Here is a 14,888-nt window from a genome sequence, read left to right on the forward strand (position 1 = left end):
TTTTGTCCTCCTCGTATCATAAGTTTTCCATGATAATATTTCTCTTAAGCACTTCCCTTCGTGTCATTCGGCTGCCCGCCAGTCGGGAGCCGCGAAAATTTTGGAATCAGACTCCTGACCGCCGCGATATAGGTGTTTTTATTCACCGCCACATATCCGGCGATCCATTCGAAGGGCTTTTTCAGGCTGCCTCTTGGAAGGATGGTCAGAGACTTTCCATCCCCGCTGAGAAGCCGGTCCCCGTTGTCCGGGGGGCGCGCGCCGCCGCCGATTTCCCCGATCACGGTGAAATTTCCGTCCGGGTAAAGTTTTCGCATTTCCTTCACGGTACGGTATGGAAGTTTACTCCCGCTGCGCGGTTCCGTGTAAAGCTTCGCAGATTCCACCCATGGATCAATCCGGTAAAGCATTGCGATCACCTCCCAAATCGATTATACGAAAAAATTTTTCAAAAAACACGGAATGGCGAAATTGGACTTCTTTTCGCCGAAATTGGCATAAAAAATACCCTGCAAAGCATTTTGCAGGGTACAGCAAATTAAAAATAAATATAAAAATGAGTCCGGATAATTGCAGGATCAAACCTCGTCCGCATTGCACGGATTAGGAAACGCGGCCATCAGAGAGAAAACCTTTCCGTCGTTTTCTGCCTTTACAAAGCCCTTATAGGATTCGACAACCTTTTTTATATTCCGCATCCCTATCCCGTGGAATTCTCCGTTTTTGGTTGACAGATAGGAGTCGTCTTTCATTTTCAAGCAGCCGTTGAAGGAATTCTCGACTTTGAACAGCAGTTGGCCGTTTATGGTTCTAACCTCCACCGACATGAACCGCGCGTCCGAATTGAGCAGTTTTTCGCACGCCTCAATCGCGTTTTCCAGCGCATTGCCCAAAACGACGCAGAGATCGCTGTCGCTCACGAAAAGCTGTTTTTGAATGCTGCACGCACAGCGGAACGGAATATTCTCTCTTTTCGCCTTCAGAGAATAATATCCTAGAATGGAATTTGCCACAACATTTTCACAAAACACCGGAAGCGAGTCGGTTTCCGTCTGTTTCGCATATTCGCCCAAAAAGCGGTTCAATTCATCTATGCGCCCCTCCTCGGACAGCCGCTCCATTACGCTGATAAAATGGCGTAGGTCGTGCTTGATCCCGCGGATCTCGTTTATCTGCCCGCTTAGAATGCCAAAATACTCTTTCTGCATGGCAATCTGATTCTCTGCCCGCGCAAGTAAGGAGGAAGATACGGCAAAGTCGTTGTACAAGTCTGCAATACGCAAAGCATAAACCAGACTGAGAATCATCAGATATGCCGAAAACATAATCAGCAGCGTCAGCGACATATTGAAGTAAATGTTTCCATTGATGTAATAGCAGTCGATGATCAGCCCTGAAATGGCAAGGATGACGCCCCCATAGATCAGCAGGCCGAACTTTTTCAGCTGATGCCGGCTGAAGTAGACCTTAAAGAACGAATAGCCCTCCAGAGCAAAGGTAGAGACGGGCAGCAGGACCGTCAGATACCGGTTGTATATGGCGTGTGGGATGAAAAAATACGCCAGATATATTACGGTATAATATAGGGAAAAGAAGACCTTTTCCTTTCTGGAAAAAGTGATTTGGAATTGCTCCTGAACCAGGAATATAAACAAAAATTTGAGCACAAAGGTTACAAAAAACATCAACTGGTTGGCAGTCTCATAGGAAAGATTGAAAAACACTGTTTTTTGCCAGAAACTGTAGAACTCCGTCGTCAGCATGATACGCAGAATCACAAGAAAACCCATGGCCGGAAACCACGGGGAGTGTATATTTTTTCGGAAGGACAGTCCGTATAGGACAATCAGAATGATAAGGAAAGACAGCACGGTTCCGAACAGAATAAGCCGGATGCTGTCTCGATTGTTGTTTTCTCCTACGGTACTGTTGTAATCCTTCAAAACGGGGGCCATGTACAGTCCGGAAAATCGCGTGCTCGCCACCTCGATGACCACCTCATGGGCCTTTCCAGCGGACAGCGTTACGGGGGAGAGCTTTGCCTGAGGAACCGTAAATATTTTTTCGGTATTCTTTGATACAATACCGCTTTCCGTGGTCAATATGCCATCGATGAATACGCGGTACGCGCTGCCGAAATCCGGTATGTAAACGGTGACGGGGTGGGAATAGTCAAGCCTGCGCAGCGTGAGCCGGTAGCTTGCGAACCCATCTGCGGGCAGCCAGCTTCCGTTAATTTTGTACTTCGACCAATAATCCGGCACCTTGATGAGAAAATCCGGTTTGACACCCTGCTGCGGTTCGGTGGCAATCAGGCGATTCCAATAAAATTCCCAGCTTCCGTCCAGAACGATTGTCTGTGAAGAAGAAAGCATCGTACCATTGATGTTTCCGTTTTCCGCTGTCGGAGCACCGGTCAGGTTGTGATAAAACAGGGTATAAACAACCGGCAGATGGGTAAACAGAATCACGAAGATCAATCCTAAAATCAGATATGCTTTCGTATGTCTTGATTTCATCATTACAATTGCACCTTGCCCATATGCGAGAATAAGTACGCATAATACTGATCTTTTGCAGATTTTAAATGCTTTTTGGAAATACCGATCACAACCTGTCTGACACGGAAGTAATTCTCCCCCATTTCGGTGACGAAAGAAATATTCACGATAAAGCTTTGGTGACAGCGAACAAAGGATTGTGTTTGTAGCTCTTTTATAATTTCGTCAAGCTTCCCGTAACACTGCAATGTACTTCCATCTGACAAATGGAACAGTATGAGTTTATCATTGCTTTCTATGTACAGAATATCACGGCAGTTCACGCTGTACGCGATAGATTTGTAGTTGAAACAAATTTTTTGACTGAGTTCCCTCTTGATTTCGTCAATAGCGCGATCAAGCACATGGTACAATCTTTCCCTGTCGAACGGTTTAAGAATATAATTGAATGCGAAGATCTCATACGCCTGTGAATAATGCTCCTTGCTTGAGGAAATAAATATAATTTTAATGTCATTGCTTATATTCCTTATTTTCTGTGCCGTCTTTACTCCGTCTATTTCCGGCATATAAATATCCAAAAACAAAATATCGATTAAGGGGTTGGAATCCAAAAAGTCATCTATCAGCGTTTCTCCGTTTGTATAGGTGATGATCTCAAAAGAATGGTCATATGCGTAAAGAGCATTAGACAATCGCTCGATATCTTCCGCCGTATCATCACAGATAGCAATTTTTATCGACATTATTCCACCCCACTTCCCGTATTTGACATAGCATGATTGTCTTCAGCCATTTTGAGCCGTTCATGCAATCTTTGACGGCATTAGTCTACATGTGAAATGATATGTTACTTCTTAGTTTTCTCATTATAATTATATAAGCATTATAACGAAGCTTGAAAGCGGAATGAAGCCTATACAATTAGCTGCAGTGGCATTCCTATAAAACCAATTATATTACCATCAATTACCAATTACAACAAAATTTGATGGAATCATCCAATTGAATTTCCTCTTTCCATAGTGACTTTGCAGCAAAAAATTATCCCGTGATTTGGATATAGAGCGGTTATCTCCACCAATAAAAATGCACCTGAAAGGGTGCATTTTTATTGGCGAGTATGCCAACAGGGTTATGTGCGAAGCTAGAATAGTTCTCGAGTCTCAGAATTGCAGAAAAAATTTTTATTTTGCAAAAGAATAAGGTAACGTGAGAGGAAAAATATGATAACATAATTTTAACATAAATTTTACACAACCAGTGGATAACTATGTCAATCTGTCCAGTCAGGCAGAAAATATGCGGTCGATAAGAATAAATAGGGATGACTGAAACGGGTTGATTGGGAGGCTTTTAGGAAGGATGGCGACAGAATGAATGGAAAATTGAAACCAAGGCAGTATGAAATACTGAAAATTTTAGTTACTTCTTCCGCCCCGCTGGACATCACCTTTTTCCGGGATGAGCTTAAAAAAAGCGAACGGACCGTATGGTATGACATCAATGAGCTGAAGAAAATTTGTGCGGAAAAAAACGTGGAAATACGCCACCGTTCAAAGTGGGGGTTCTACATACCGATCGAGCAGAAACCCAGGTGTTCGGAAATCATTATTGCCGGGCGGCCTGAAAAGGACGCGGGATTTCTGAAGAGTATTGAAGATGAGCGCATTTTGAACCTTTTCTTTTATTTTTATGTGAAGAAAAGAGACGTTACGGCGGAGTTGCTCGCCAGAGAATTTTATATCTCCCGGTCCACTCTGATGAGGATTATACCGCGATTTGACGAGTGTTTTGATAACCGGGTTCATCTGTCCTCCCTGAAAACAGGGGGTTATGAGCTTCAGGGGGACGAATTTACTATCCGCCATATTCTGGCGGAACGGCTGGCTCAGTATTTTAAGGGAAGCTATACGGCGGAAGACTGGTATCTGCTCTTGCCCGATTTATTGAAAAAATACATTGATCTTCAAAGAATCATTACGATCAGCAATGAAATTAAAAAAGTAAATGAGCAGTATAATGTCTGGATTTCCAACAGCGGTTTTTTGAACCTGCTGTCCTATTGCATCGCAAGCGATATACGCAAATATTTCTGCAACCCCGGGGATTGTTCGGATGATTCGCACGGGTATGCCGAAACTCTTTTAAAAAGGCTGAACAAAAAGATCGACAAAACGGAATTGGGCTATCTGAAAACCATTCTGATGGAAAACGAAATCATTGTCAATATTCAGGAGATAGAGGAGCAGAAGGTCAATTCCAGCCTGAAGAAGATTCTGGAGTTTTTAAAAACGCAGGAAGAAAAAGGCAACTACAAGTTTGATATGACCTCTCTTTTCGATGATTTATACGGGCATCTGAAAAGCTCGTTATTCCTGTTCCTCAACGCGAAGGAGAAAAAAGAGGAGAACTATATTGTTATCCGTGAGGTAAAAGAAAATTACCTTGATTTCTACCGCATGGCGGAAGCGTGTTCCAATATCCTGAAACAGGATTTTTCAATTGATTTTACAGAAACGGAAGTTTGCTATATTGCCGTTTATTTATATAAAAACTGTAAAAATCAGTTAAACAGGAAGAAAAATGTTCTTCTGGTCTGCGGAACGGGCAAGGGCCTGTCGAACCTGCTGGCCATCCGGCTGGGCAATGTGTTTCCCATGCTGAATATCGCGGGACAGGTTTCTCCTTACCAGCTTTCCAATATGAATTTCGGGAAAGCGGTCGACTTTGTTATATCGACTATTCCGCTGAACATCACAAGCATACCGGTGCTGAAAATCTCACAGATACTTCCGATGGAGGACATCAAACGCATTCAGGAATTTCTTGACTACGGCAAACTGGTCGATGAGATTCCCCTGCAGGAGAAAAACCGGGCCTCCTTTAACTCAAAGGACGACCCGTTTGAGATAGCCGGAACCGTTCAGCAGAAAACAGCTTTTAATAATCTGACCTATGCCGCCAATATCATCAGCAAGCTGATTTTGACGCTTTTGGAATACACCTCCAAATTCCCGGAGAATTACAGGATGAGTCAGGATGTGCTTCTCGGTATGGTGATCCATATGAGCATGGCTGTTCCCAGATGGTTTCAGGGCTCCGATCACGATACTCCGCCCGAAATCGCGGAAGAGTACATCAGGATTGCGAATGACCACAAAGTGATTCATGAGATTATGGAGCAGTTTTTTAAACTCGTGGAAAACTCTCTGCAGGTGAGTATCAGCATAGAAGAAAAAATGGCGTTTTTCTTATACATTATAGGAGGAAATGAGGATGAAAGTACTAACGATTAAAAAGGGGAGCCTGATTTCCCCGATTAACGGATATCACAGGGATGTAAAAGATATTCTTGTCAAAGACGGTGTCATCGCGGCAATCGAAGATTCCATCGATCCCCAGGGAACCGTCATCGATGCGCAGGGATATATCGTTACCCCCGGTTTCATTGACATCCATACGCACTGTTACCCAAAGGTATCTCTGGGCATGGCACCGGATGAGCTGGGTATTCGGCGTGGTTCTACGGCAATTCTGGACGCCGGGAGCAGCGGTACAGACAATTACGAGGATTTTCGGGAGAACTATATTGAAAAAAGCGGAACAAAAGTATTTACCCTTTTAAACCTCTCCAAAGAAGGGCTTACCCACGGCCATGAGCTGAGCGACAGGAAGAATATCGATATTCCCCGGCTGAAGGAGATGCTCCAAAAGTATCCGGACAACATCGTGGGACTGAAGGCCAGAGCCAGCGCCAGCGTCGTCGGCGCCATGGGGCTGGAGCCCATCGCGCTTGCGGTTAAGACGGCCCACGAGGTGGGCAAGCCGCTGATGGTGCATGTCGGGAACCGTCCTCCGGAATTTACGGAGGTGCTGGATTTGCTGCAGAAAAACGATGTCGTGACCCACTCTTTCCACGGAAAGGCGGGCGGCATCCTCGACGAAGAGGGGCGTGTGATTCCACAGGCGCACAAAGCCAGGGAAAGGGGAGTCCAGTTTGATGTGGGCCACGGAATCGCAAGCTTTAGCTTCCGCGTGTTTGAACAGGCGCTGAGGGACGGCTTCGACTGCGATATGATCTCCACAGATTTACATATTGAAAATTATAATGGTCCCGTCTACAGTCTGGCGGCTGTTGTCAGTAAGACCGTCAACTGCGGGGAAAAGCTGGAAGACGCGGTGGCCAAGTGCACCAGTGTACCGGCCAGACATTTCGGCTTGAAAGGGCTGGGTGAAATCGCCGTCGGCATGACCGCCGACTTTAACATCATGGAGCTGACGCCCTGCGAGGAAACCGTGCAGGATTCCGTCGGCGACTCCCTGAAGCTGAAACAAAAGCTTGTATTAAAGAAAACAATATACAGTAGAGGTAATGAAAGTGCAATCATGGAACACGCTGTTAAATGACGGTGAACTGGATATCTCCGTAAAAAACGAGTTTATCCGGTGCTATCAGGAAGCAAAGGAAAAATTGAAATCGTATGGGATCGTGATGGATGAAGAGGCGGACTTCATGTTCGCAAATCATATCCTGGCTTTGCTCAAAAGGGTAAAGGCCCGTTCGTTTGTAGAGGATATGGAAGAGGAAGATTTCGAACAGGTTCCCAAGGATGTGTATGACATGGCGGAAGACATTGTTAAGGGTTTGTTTGAAAAAGAGCATCTGCCCATCAATCAAACAGAAGTATTTCTTGTGGCAACCCACATTGAAATTACAATTCAAAAGACAAAAGGAGGAACAGAACAATGAGCGAAAAAAAGGTCTTGGTCGTAATCGGGCACCGTATGGGCAAAGGTCAGGCAGTCGCCCGCGGAGTGGAAAAGGCCGGGGGTACGGCCATCGTGATTCCGGGAATGGCCGCGGACATGAAGCTGGGGGACGTGATGCATGAAAACAATGCGGACCTTGGAATCAGCTTCTGCGGCAGCGGCGGCGCCGGCGCATTGACGGCAAAGACCAAATACGGTTATCCGGCAAAATCCGAACTCCGCACTGTAGAGGGAGCCTGTACTGCCGTGGAAGAAGGGTGTAAGGTAGTCGGTCTGGGCTTTTTGGATGTGGAGGAACTGGGACAAAGACTGGTAGAAACTTACCGCAAAGTCCATGGAGAATAGTATGCTGAACAATTTACCGAACAAACAGCTGCTCAAAGAGATGGAACATGAGCTTGTGGTTACCGCAAGAGGAGATTCCCTGAAGGACGTTACAGGCAAGCTCTTCCAAATTATGAGGAAGCAGATCTTCATGGATATTCAGCAACCGATTATTCAGATGGAAGCCGAGGAAGTCTTTTTTCAAAAAGTGGAAACGAAGACCATAACGGAACATTTTCTGTTCGTTTTCTGGCCGCGGGAAAAAACCACTTATACCGTTACTGCAAGAATCGTGGTAAAAGTTAAATATTTAGATGTTGTGGAGGAGGACCTTACAGATGGTTGAGATTATTATTTATTCACTGATTATTGGGGCCCTGGGCGGAGGCTGCATTGCGGCGGGTGCGGCGCGTATGTTTCACGCACCGGAAATACAGGCGATGGGCGCTTTCCGTACGTTGGGCGAAATGAATGCCTGTAACGGAGATCCGATTGCGCATTTTTCGTTTGGCCTGGGCTTTTTCTTTTCAGCAGCGGCTTCGACTGTTGCAGCCGGAGCGCTGTCTGGAGAAGTATTACATAGAGTTGTTCCAAACTGGAGCGCAGCATCACTCTTAATCAAAAATAAAAATGTTGATGAAACAGTCCGCAATCCCGGAAAGATGTTTATAGCCGGTTCCGTAATTGGCGCGGTCGTGGTTGTTTTTCTGAATACCATGTCCCAGCTGATCCCGGAAAAGCTCTCCATGATTGCGAAAAATGTGTTGACTCCGGCTACAACATGGCTGATTAACCCGGTCATGCCCGCCATCTTCTGGCTGGCTGCCATTGACGCCGGTAAGGTTGTCGGTATGTGGGCAACGGTACTGGGTGGTATTTCTGCACTGGTATCCGGAAACGCGGTACCCGGAATCGTACTTGGAATCCTGATCGGAAAGTCGGCAGAGGAAAGTGGATACAAGAAAAAGATGGTTCAGATTTTGATTGCCATTGTTACTGTTATGTTCATTGCCATTGCTTACTTCAGAGGATTCTTCGAGAAATTTATTTAGGAGGAGACAGAAGATGGAAAACAAAACCTTTATGCAGAAATTTGATGATTTTATGATGAAGGACAGCACCTTCATCCTTCTGGTTATGGGAGCGGCCGCGGCGATCTTCTCAGGAACCTTTATGTTTATTAAGTTCGGTACGGGTGCCTTCAACGACATTTCAATTGTTGCCATGCTGACCGACGGGATGAGCAGCGGGGATTACGCGGCTGCAGCCGGATTTGCCGCAGGCTTCCTGATTGCCCGAGTTCTGGAAGGTCCGCTGGTCGGCTTGATGGATATTGGCGGCAGCCTGATGACCGGCGTAGGCATCGGTATCCCGGCAGTGTTTTTGTCCATGGGCTGGAAGTTCCCGTTTTCCAATTTCCTTTCGGCACTGCTCGTCGGTGCGGTTATTGGACTTGTCATTGGCCTTGCAATCATTATTATCCGTAAAGTTGTGCCGGATGGCATGGCGGTCGGTGGCACCAGCGTTATGATGGGTGCCGGAAACGCGGTGGGCCGTTACCTTGCTCCCCTGATTATCGTTGCGGCGACACAGTACAATGTCTATGCGGGGATCGGAGCGGTCGTGGGAGCGGCGATTTTCTACAAGTGGGGAAAGGAAATGACCGGCGGCGCAATTTTGGGCGCCATGATTCTGGGTGCAATTTTTCTGAAATAGTGAAAGTGATTAAAGAGGAATAAAAATGAGTGTATATCAGGATATTGGATTAAAAAAAGTGATTAACTGCTGTGGGCGCGTAACCCTGCTGGGTGTTTCCACCCTGAGCGATGAAGTGGCCCGGGCCGCGGTCGCCGGGGGACAGTCCTATGTGGTAATCGAGGATTTGATCAACCGTGCGGGCGAGATCATTTCCCAGTACACAGGGGGCGAAGACAGCTGCGTGGCGTCCTGCGCTTCCGCCGCAATCTGTCTTACAGTGGCCGGGTTAATCTCAAAAGGGAAAAAATCAATTATGGACCGTCTTCCGAATTCTGAAGGTATTCCGAACGAAATCGTTCTTCAGAAGGGGCACAGTATCGAATTCGGGGGGACCATGGCGACGATGCTTCGAATTGGAGGCGGGGTGTCGGTGGAAGTGGGCACCGTGAATGAAGTCGTCCCGGAAGACGTGGAAGGAGCCATCAACGAAAAAACGGTTGCTTTGCTATATGTTAAGAGCCATCACTGTGTGCAGAAGGGCATGCTGACTATCGAAACGATGCGTGATATTGCACACCGGCACCAGCTTCCCCTCATCATCGACGCAGCGGCGGAAGAGGATTTCCGGAAATACATTGCGATGGGGGCCGATCTGGTAGTGTACAGTGGGGCAAAAGCCCTCGAAGCGACAACCTCCGGATTTGTAACCGGAAAGAAAGAATATATCGCGTATGCCAAAAAGCAGTATCACGGAATCGGACGTCCCATGAAGATCGGGAAAGAAGGTATTATGGGCCTTTTAAAGGCTTTGGACCGCTATGAAAACAAGGACCGCGAAAAGGAAGTCAAAGAAAATCTGGAAAAGGTACGGTACCTGTGCGACGAGATCAACAGGATTCCCGGCCTGAAGGCGGTTCAGATTCAGGATGAAGCGGGACGGGCGATTTACCGGGCCAGAGTGACGGTGGATACGGCGGTCAGCGATAAAAAAATCGAAGATATTAACCGTGAGCTGCGCGCCGGTGACCCCATCATTTATTGCCGGGCCGAATTTCTGAATCTGGGCGAGCTGGACCTTGACCCGAGACCGCTGTGCGAGGGTGACAAGGAACTGATTGTAAGCAGATTGAAAGAAATTATGAAGGGATGAAATCATGGGAATCAATTACTACCATCATCGTGTATGCCTGAACGTACTGGCCGGAAGCCTGAAAAATGCGGAAGAAATCTATCAGGCGGCGGAAAAACATGTGGAGGTCGGCGTACTCTCCGCCAGCTATCCGGATGTTCCGAGCGCGGTAGAGGATATGAAAAAATACATGGACGTACTGGAGGGGAATCTCTCTGTCGGGCTGGGCGGCGGAAATCCTGCTCAGTGGAAAGCGGTCGCGGAGATTGCAAAGGGCATTAAGGCCAATCACTTTAATCAGGTGTTTTCCGCGGTCGGCTATACAAGGGCAAACGTGGGGAATGAATCCAGCCATATCAATGCCCTCGTGTCCCCTTCCGGAACAGCCGGAATGGTGAAGATTTCCACAGGCCCACTGTCCAAGGACTGTGAACAGCCCGCAGTAATCCCGGTGGATACGGCCATTGCCATGATTCGGGAAATGGGCGGGAATTCCATCAAGTTTTTCCCGATGGGCGGCCTGAAATGCAGGGAAGAGCTGAAAGCGGTGGCGCAGTCCTGCGCCAGAAACCATTTCATTCTGGAGCCAACCGGCGGGATCAGCCCGGATAATTTCCGTGAAATCATGGAAATTATCTTACAGGCGGGTGTGGAAAAAATTATTCCGCATGTCTACAGCTCCATTATTGACAAAGAGAGCGGAAACACGAAGACTGACGAAGTGAAAAAATTGTTGTCGGTCGTAAAAGAATTAATATAAATTAGGATAAGAAGATATGAAAGAATTTACTTATACAATCAAAGATCAATTGGGAATTCATGCAAGGCCCGCCGGAATGCTGGTGAAAGAAGCAAAAAAGTTCGGCAGTGCGATTACCATCCGCAGCAAAAACGGGAAAAGCTCGGATGTTTGCAAAATTTTGAACCTGATGGCAATGGGCATCAAGCATGGCGACGTCATCACGGTACAGGCTGACGGTAAGGATGAGGAAGCTGCCATCTCCGCAATGAAAACACTGGTTACCAACAATTTATAAGAGCGGGTTCTTTATCGTTCATTTCGGGGGACTGGTGATCTCCAGATCTCCCGACTGCCCGCAGCGCTCATTGTGACTCAAAAAGCCGTTGCACAAAGAAGGATATAAACCGTACAGTTTGTCGATCAGGGGCCTGATTGAAGACGGCGGGCAGCCACACACAGTGGTCCGGCACGGGCAGACAGTCGGAGGACGAAAGCGGAAAAGAGGTTCTTCGCCCGAAGATTGTGCCGCTTTTGCAGGAAGGCTCGGTCGTCACCACGCGCAACGACACCGACTATGTGGTGACGGAATACGGCATTGTCTGGGAGCGAAAAAAACTGAATAGACATTGACACAAAAATATGTTGACAATATATTCCAATGATGTTATAGTCCTTTTGAGAGAAACCTTAATACGAGAAAGGGAGTATCACTTATGAGCGAGAAAGAATATGTTGGTACCGGTAAAGGCCTTGGATATTATGGCTCCTCGGATATATATGAAGATAATCAGAAAGTTGGTTCTGAAGCATATAGAACCACTCTGAGCGGAAGAACATACGTTGATGAATATGATAAGGATGGCAATAAGATCGGGTCACATTATACTGATGATTAATCTGGGTTTCACATTTATTACGAACAAGGTTTCTCCCGCGAAGCGATTTTAAACCGCATAGATATGACGATCCCCCGCTGGCCTATTGGCTGACGGGGGATTTTTTATTTAATCATCAAAACTCATTTGATCGTCAAGCCCAAAACGCTTATTAAATAATTAATAAATTCGTCCCAGCTATTACTTATTTTCATTAATGTAATTACACTTGCTATGTGTTTATCCAGATGTGGAATTCCCGTATCATATGTTACTAATTGGTGAAACATAGGTGTAAAACAGAAAGTTGCTACGCCAGTAAACTGATTAAACTCGGAACCTTCTTTGTGGCGCTAGATTAATGATTGACAACAGCTGAAAGCAATGCTATATTATAGTCATATCCCTGATTGAAAGGATGGTTTTCATGTCGGATTTGTCTGTAAAGGTGAACAACAACTAAATAAGTTGTGAAAGGTGATAACAGGCGCAGAATGGATCTGCATTTTTTGTTATGCCTTTCTGATGACGCTGACTTAACAGCGCTGTCGGACATCTACCTTACAGACTGCTTCCATGCGGCTTATTAGCCGTGATATAACCATCCAGTTATATATTTTGTTGCATGAACTATTGAACATCTATTTTCTATGCAACAATGGAGTGTAGTGGGTTTGTCCCATTACGCTTTTTTTATTTATACTGATGAATTATGCCCACAGGAGCATTCTGCCATTTCCAAATAACGCAACAGTCGAGCACTTTTTTCACGTCTCGGAAAAATTACTCTTCGCGTTTTGGAAATGTCGGTAGATGTCACCTGTGGGTATTTTTTTATTGATAGGAGTAATCTAGATGAATTCATCAGAAAAAATATTAGAATACGAGCAAATCAAAGAAATGCTTTGTGACCATGCTCTGTCTGAACGCGCACGTAGGCGGCTAGCTGCATTATCACCTTATATGGATGAAAGTGAGTGTCATCGAAAAATGGATGAAACCACTGCTGCGAGGAAAATCCTTGATGCATGCGGCACACCGCCTTTAACCGCCATGACGCAAGTCGATCAGATTTTGACTCTCTGTCAAGCCGGTTCCATGTTGGTTCCCGAACAGTTATTATCAGTTGTCCAATTTATCCTGTCCTGCAACCGAATCAAGTCCTACCTCAAAAAGGCAGAAATGCTGGACGGCACGATTGCCTGCTATGGAAAGAGCATGTACGATTTGCCTGAACTCCAGCAGGAAATCGAGCGGTGTATCCGCAATGAGCAGGTGGACAGCGCCGCAAGTTCCGACCTGAGAGACGTACGGCGAAAAGTCGAAACAGTCAAGGCACAGATACAAACGAAGCTGAATGATATTTTGCGCAGCAAAAAGCAGTGGTTTTCGGACGACGCGGTCGTGACACGAGGCGGCCGTTTTGCCCTGCCGGTGAAAAAAGAATATAAAAATAAATTTTCCGGAAGCGTACTGGGAATTTCGGGTACCGGCGGCACTTACTTTATGGAGCCCAGCTCTGTGACAAAACTGCAGGAAGAGTTGTCATCACTGCAAATCGAAGAGGAAAACGAAGTTCGCAGAATCCTTTACACGCTGTCTGCGCTGGTAGATGACAATCGTTCTGAATTAATGAGAAATATAGAAGCCGTTGAAACGCTGGATGTTGTATTTGCCAAAGCAAAGCTCAGCGCTCATATGGATGCCGTTCCGGTTTCCATAACCGCCGACCGAAAAATATGCATTCGGAAAGGTCGTCATCCATTGATTGACAGAAACATCTGCGTGCCGTTGGATTTTGAGCTGGACGGCGACTGTTCAGGCGTAGTCATCACCGGCCCCAACACCGGCGGAAAAACCGTCGCTCTGAAAACAGTAGGGCTACTCTCCATGATGGCGCAAAGCGGCCTGCATATTCCGGCGGACGCATCCAGCATCCTGTGTATGCACAATGCCTACCTGTGCGATATTGGCGACGGGCAAAGCATTGCTGAGAATTTGTCCACTTTCTCCGCCCACATGACCAATATCATTGAAATCCTGCGACAGACAACCCGTGAAAGTCTTGTTCTGCTGGATGAGTTAGGTTCCGGCACCGACCCTGCGGAAGGCATGGGAATCGCCATTGCTGTGCTGGATGAACTGCGTGTCAAGGGCTGTCTGTTTATTGCAACCACGCATTACCCAGAGGTCAAGGATTACGCCGATTCTGCCCTTGGCATGACAAACGCGCGCATGGCGTTTGACCGCGAAACCCTCAACCCCACCTATCGGCTGGAATTGGGCAAAGCCGGGGAAAGCTGTGCGCTCTATATTGCAAAGCGCCTCGGACTGCCACCCAGCCTTTTGGAACGAGCATATCAGGAAGCCTATCGGAAAAAGGAACGCAACAGCCCCCTTCCGGATTTTCAGTTGAATTCCGGTTGTGCCGATACGGAACCTGCCGCGCTGCCTGTCTCAAAAATCCAGAAAAGCAAACCGGCAAAGCCCGTTTCCACTCATGCTGTAAAATTCCAATTAGGCGACAGCGTCTTGATTTACCCCGAAAAAAGAATTGGTATCGTATTTCATCAAGCGAACGAGCATGGAGAAATCGGGGTACAGATTAAGGGCGAAAAGGAGTGGGTCAGCCATAAGAGGCTAGAACTAAAAACACCTGCCAGCGAGCTGTACCCGCCTGATTACGACTTTTCCATTGTATTTGATACTGTTTCTAATCGCAAGGCAAGACACGTTATGGGGAAGCGGCATGATCCGAATCTGAGTATCCAGTGTGATGAAAAAGATATCGCCAAATGAAAACGAAGGGGATCCCAAAGAAATAGCCGCCTTTGAGCTGGCACTCA

The 14,888-nt window shown here is 46.6% G+C and carries 16 protein-coding genes; 13 read left to right on the plus strand and 3 right to left on the minus strand.

Going from position 1 to position 14,888, the window contains the following annotated elements; all coding sequences use genetic code 11:
* Positions 1–44: 44 nt before the first annotated feature.
* The 3 genes from J5W02_RS03955 to J5W02_RS03965 form a co-directional block, all read right to left on the minus strand.
* Positions 45–410, minus strand: a complete 366-nt coding sequence (locus tag J5W02_RS03955) for a hypothetical protein (protein WP_219964327.1) — start codon at positions 408–410, stop codon at positions 45–47.
* Positions 411–578: 168 nt separating this feature from the next.
* Positions 579–2,522, minus strand: coding sequence for a sensor histidine kinase (locus J5W02_RS03960; protein ID WP_219964328.1), 1,944 nt, complete (start codon positions 2,520–2,522; stop codon positions 579–581).
* Positions 2,522–3,247: a LytR/AlgR family response regulator transcription factor gene (locus J5W02_RS03965; protein ID WP_219964329.1), complete on the minus strand. Its 726-nt coding sequence runs from the start codon at positions 3,245–3,247 to the stop codon at positions 2,522–2,524. Before J5W02_RS03965 ends, J5W02_RS03960 begins: the two co-directional genes overlap by 1 nt.
* Before the next feature lie 630 nt (positions 3,248–3,877).
* On the opposite strand from J5W02_RS03965, the gene J5W02_RS03970 reads away from it, so the two are divergent.
* The 13 genes from J5W02_RS03970 (at position 3,878) to J5W02_RS04030 (ending at position 14,841) form a co-directional block, all read left to right on the plus strand.
* Complete coding sequence (locus tag J5W02_RS03970) at positions 3,878–5,800, plus strand: BglG family transcription antiterminator (RefSeq protein WP_219964330.1); 1,923 nt, start codon at positions 3,878–3,880, stop codon at positions 5,798–5,800.
* Complete coding sequence (locus J5W02_RS03975; RefSeq protein WP_219964331.1) at positions 5,781–6,911, plus strand: amidohydrolase/deacetylase family metallohydrolase; 1,131 nt, start codon at positions 5,781–5,783, stop codon at positions 6,909–6,911. Before J5W02_RS03970 ends, J5W02_RS03975 begins: the two co-directional genes overlap by 20 nt.
* Positions 6,883–7,254, plus strand: a complete 372-nt coding sequence (locus J5W02_RS03980; protein ID WP_219964332.1) for a PRD domain-containing protein — start codon at positions 6,883–6,885, stop codon at positions 7,252–7,254. The genes J5W02_RS03975 and J5W02_RS03980 overlap by 29 nt, the downstream gene beginning before the upstream one ends.
* Positions 7,251–7,619: a glycine-rich SFCGS family protein gene (locus J5W02_RS03985; protein WP_219964333.1), complete on the plus strand. Its 369-nt coding sequence runs from the start codon at positions 7,251–7,253 to the stop codon at positions 7,617–7,619. The genes J5W02_RS03980 and J5W02_RS03985 overlap by 4 nt, the downstream gene beginning before the upstream one ends.
* Position 7,620: 1 nt before the next feature.
* Positions 7,621–7,944, plus strand: a complete 324-nt coding sequence (locus J5W02_RS03990; RefSeq protein ID WP_219964334.1) for a DUF4312 family protein — start codon at positions 7,621–7,623, stop codon at positions 7,942–7,944.
* Positions 7,937–8,650: a DUF4311 domain-containing protein gene (locus tag J5W02_RS03995; protein WP_219964335.1), complete on the plus strand. Its 714-nt coding sequence runs from the start codon at positions 7,937–7,939 to the stop codon at positions 8,648–8,650. Before J5W02_RS03990 ends, J5W02_RS03995 begins: the two co-directional genes overlap by 8 nt.
* Before the next feature lie 13 nt (positions 8,651–8,663).
* Positions 8,664–9,314, plus strand: coding sequence for a DUF4310 family protein (locus J5W02_RS04000; protein WP_255575534.1), 651 nt, complete (start codon positions 8,664–8,666; stop codon positions 9,312–9,314).
* A 25-nt stretch (positions 9,315–9,339) separates the two neighbouring features.
* Positions 9,340–10,446 (plus strand): DgaE family pyridoxal phosphate-dependent ammonia lyase, encoded by a 1,107-nt coding sequence (locus tag J5W02_RS04005; RefSeq protein WP_219964336.1) that lies wholly within the window; start codon positions 9,340–9,342, stop codon positions 10,444–10,446.
* 4 nt (positions 10,447–10,450) lie between these two features.
* On the plus strand, positions 10,451–11,185 hold the full coding sequence (gene dagF / locus J5W02_RS04010; protein WP_219964337.1) for a 2-dehydro-3-deoxy-phosphogluconate aldolase: 735 nt from the start codon (positions 10,451–10,453) through the stop codon (positions 11,183–11,185).
* A 16-nt stretch (positions 11,186–11,201) separates the two neighbouring features.
* Positions 11,202–11,462 carry an HPr family phosphocarrier protein gene (locus J5W02_RS04015; protein ID WP_219964338.1) on the plus strand — a complete coding sequence of 87 codons (261 nt, stop codon included), beginning with the start codon at positions 11,202–11,204 and terminating at the stop codon, positions 11,460–11,462.
* Between the two features lie 137 nt (positions 11,463–11,599).
* Entirely contained in the window at positions 11,600–11,797 is a 198-nt protein-coding gene (locus J5W02_RS14900) for an acetyl-CoA hydrolase/transferase C-terminal domain-containing protein (RefSeq protein ID WP_407928347.1), read from the plus strand.
* An 83-nt stretch (positions 11,798–11,880) separates the two neighbouring features.
* On the plus strand, positions 11,881–12,063 hold the full coding sequence (locus tag J5W02_RS04025; RefSeq protein WP_219964339.1) for a hypothetical protein: 183 nt from the start codon (positions 11,881–11,883) through the stop codon (positions 12,061–12,063).
* A gap of 834 nt (positions 12,064–12,897) precedes the next feature.
* Entirely contained in the window at positions 12,898–14,841 is a 1,944-nt protein-coding gene (locus J5W02_RS04030; protein ID WP_219964340.1) for an endonuclease MutS2, read from the plus strand.
* Positions 14,842–14,888 lie beyond the last annotated feature (47 nt).

It is taken from the genome of Caproiciproducens faecalis, from assembly GCF_019448085.1.
Taxonomy (GTDB): Bacteria; Bacillota; Clostridia; order Oscillospirales; family Acutalibacteraceae; genus Caproiciproducens; species Caproiciproducens faecalis.

What these genes read in the sequence shown, in the direction of transcription:
- J5W02_RS03955 (WP_219964327.1), bottom strand. Translation starts at nt 410, where the DNA reads ATGCTTTACCGGATTGATCCATGGGTGGAATCTGCGAAGCTTTACACG.
- J5W02_RS03960 (WP_219964328.1), bottom strand. Translation starts at nt 2,522, where the DNA reads ATGATGAAATCAAGACATACGAAAGCATATCTGATTTTAGGATTGATC.
- J5W02_RS03965 (WP_219964329.1), bottom strand. Translation starts at nt 3,247, where the DNA reads ATGTCGATAAAAATTGCTATCTGTGATGATACGGCGGAAGATATCGAG.
- J5W02_RS03970 (WP_219964330.1), top strand. Translation starts at nt 3,878, where the DNA reads ATGAATGGAAAATTGAAACCAAGGCAGTATGAAATACTGAAAATTTTA.
- J5W02_RS03975 (WP_219964331.1), top strand. Translation starts at nt 5,781, where the DNA reads ATGAAAGTACTAACGATTAAAAAGGGGAGCCTGATTTCCCCGATTAAC.
- J5W02_RS03985 (WP_219964333.1), top strand. Translation starts at nt 7,251, where the DNA reads ATGAGCGAAAAAAAGGTCTTGGTCGTAATCGGGCACCGTATGGGCAAA.
- J5W02_RS03990 (WP_219964334.1), top strand. Translation starts at nt 7,621, where the DNA reads ATGCTGAACAATTTACCGAACAAACAGCTGCTCAAAGAGATGGAACAT.
- J5W02_RS03995 (WP_219964335.1), top strand. Translation starts at nt 7,937, where the DNA reads ATGGTTGAGATTATTATTTATTCACTGATTATTGGGGCCCTGGGCGGA.
- J5W02_RS04000 (WP_255575534.1), top strand. Translation starts at nt 8,664, where the DNA reads ATGGAAAACAAAACCTTTATGCAGAAATTTGATGATTTTATGATGAAG.
- J5W02_RS04005 (WP_219964336.1), top strand. Translation starts at nt 9,340, where the DNA reads ATGAGTGTATATCAGGATATTGGATTAAAAAAAGTGATTAACTGCTGT.
- dagF (WP_219964337.1), top strand. Translation starts at nt 10,451, where the DNA reads ATGGGAATCAATTACTACCATCATCGTGTATGCCTGAACGTACTGGCC.
- J5W02_RS04015 (WP_219964338.1), top strand. Translation starts at nt 11,202, where the DNA reads ATGAAAGAATTTACTTATACAATCAAAGATCAATTGGGAATTCATGCA.
- J5W02_RS04025 (WP_219964339.1), top strand. Translation starts at nt 11,881, where the DNA reads ATGAGCGAGAAAGAATATGTTGGTACCGGTAAAGGCCTTGGATATTAT.
- J5W02_RS04030 (WP_219964340.1), top strand. Translation starts at nt 12,898, where the DNA reads ATGAATTCATCAGAAAAAATATTAGAATACGAGCAAATCAAAGAAATG.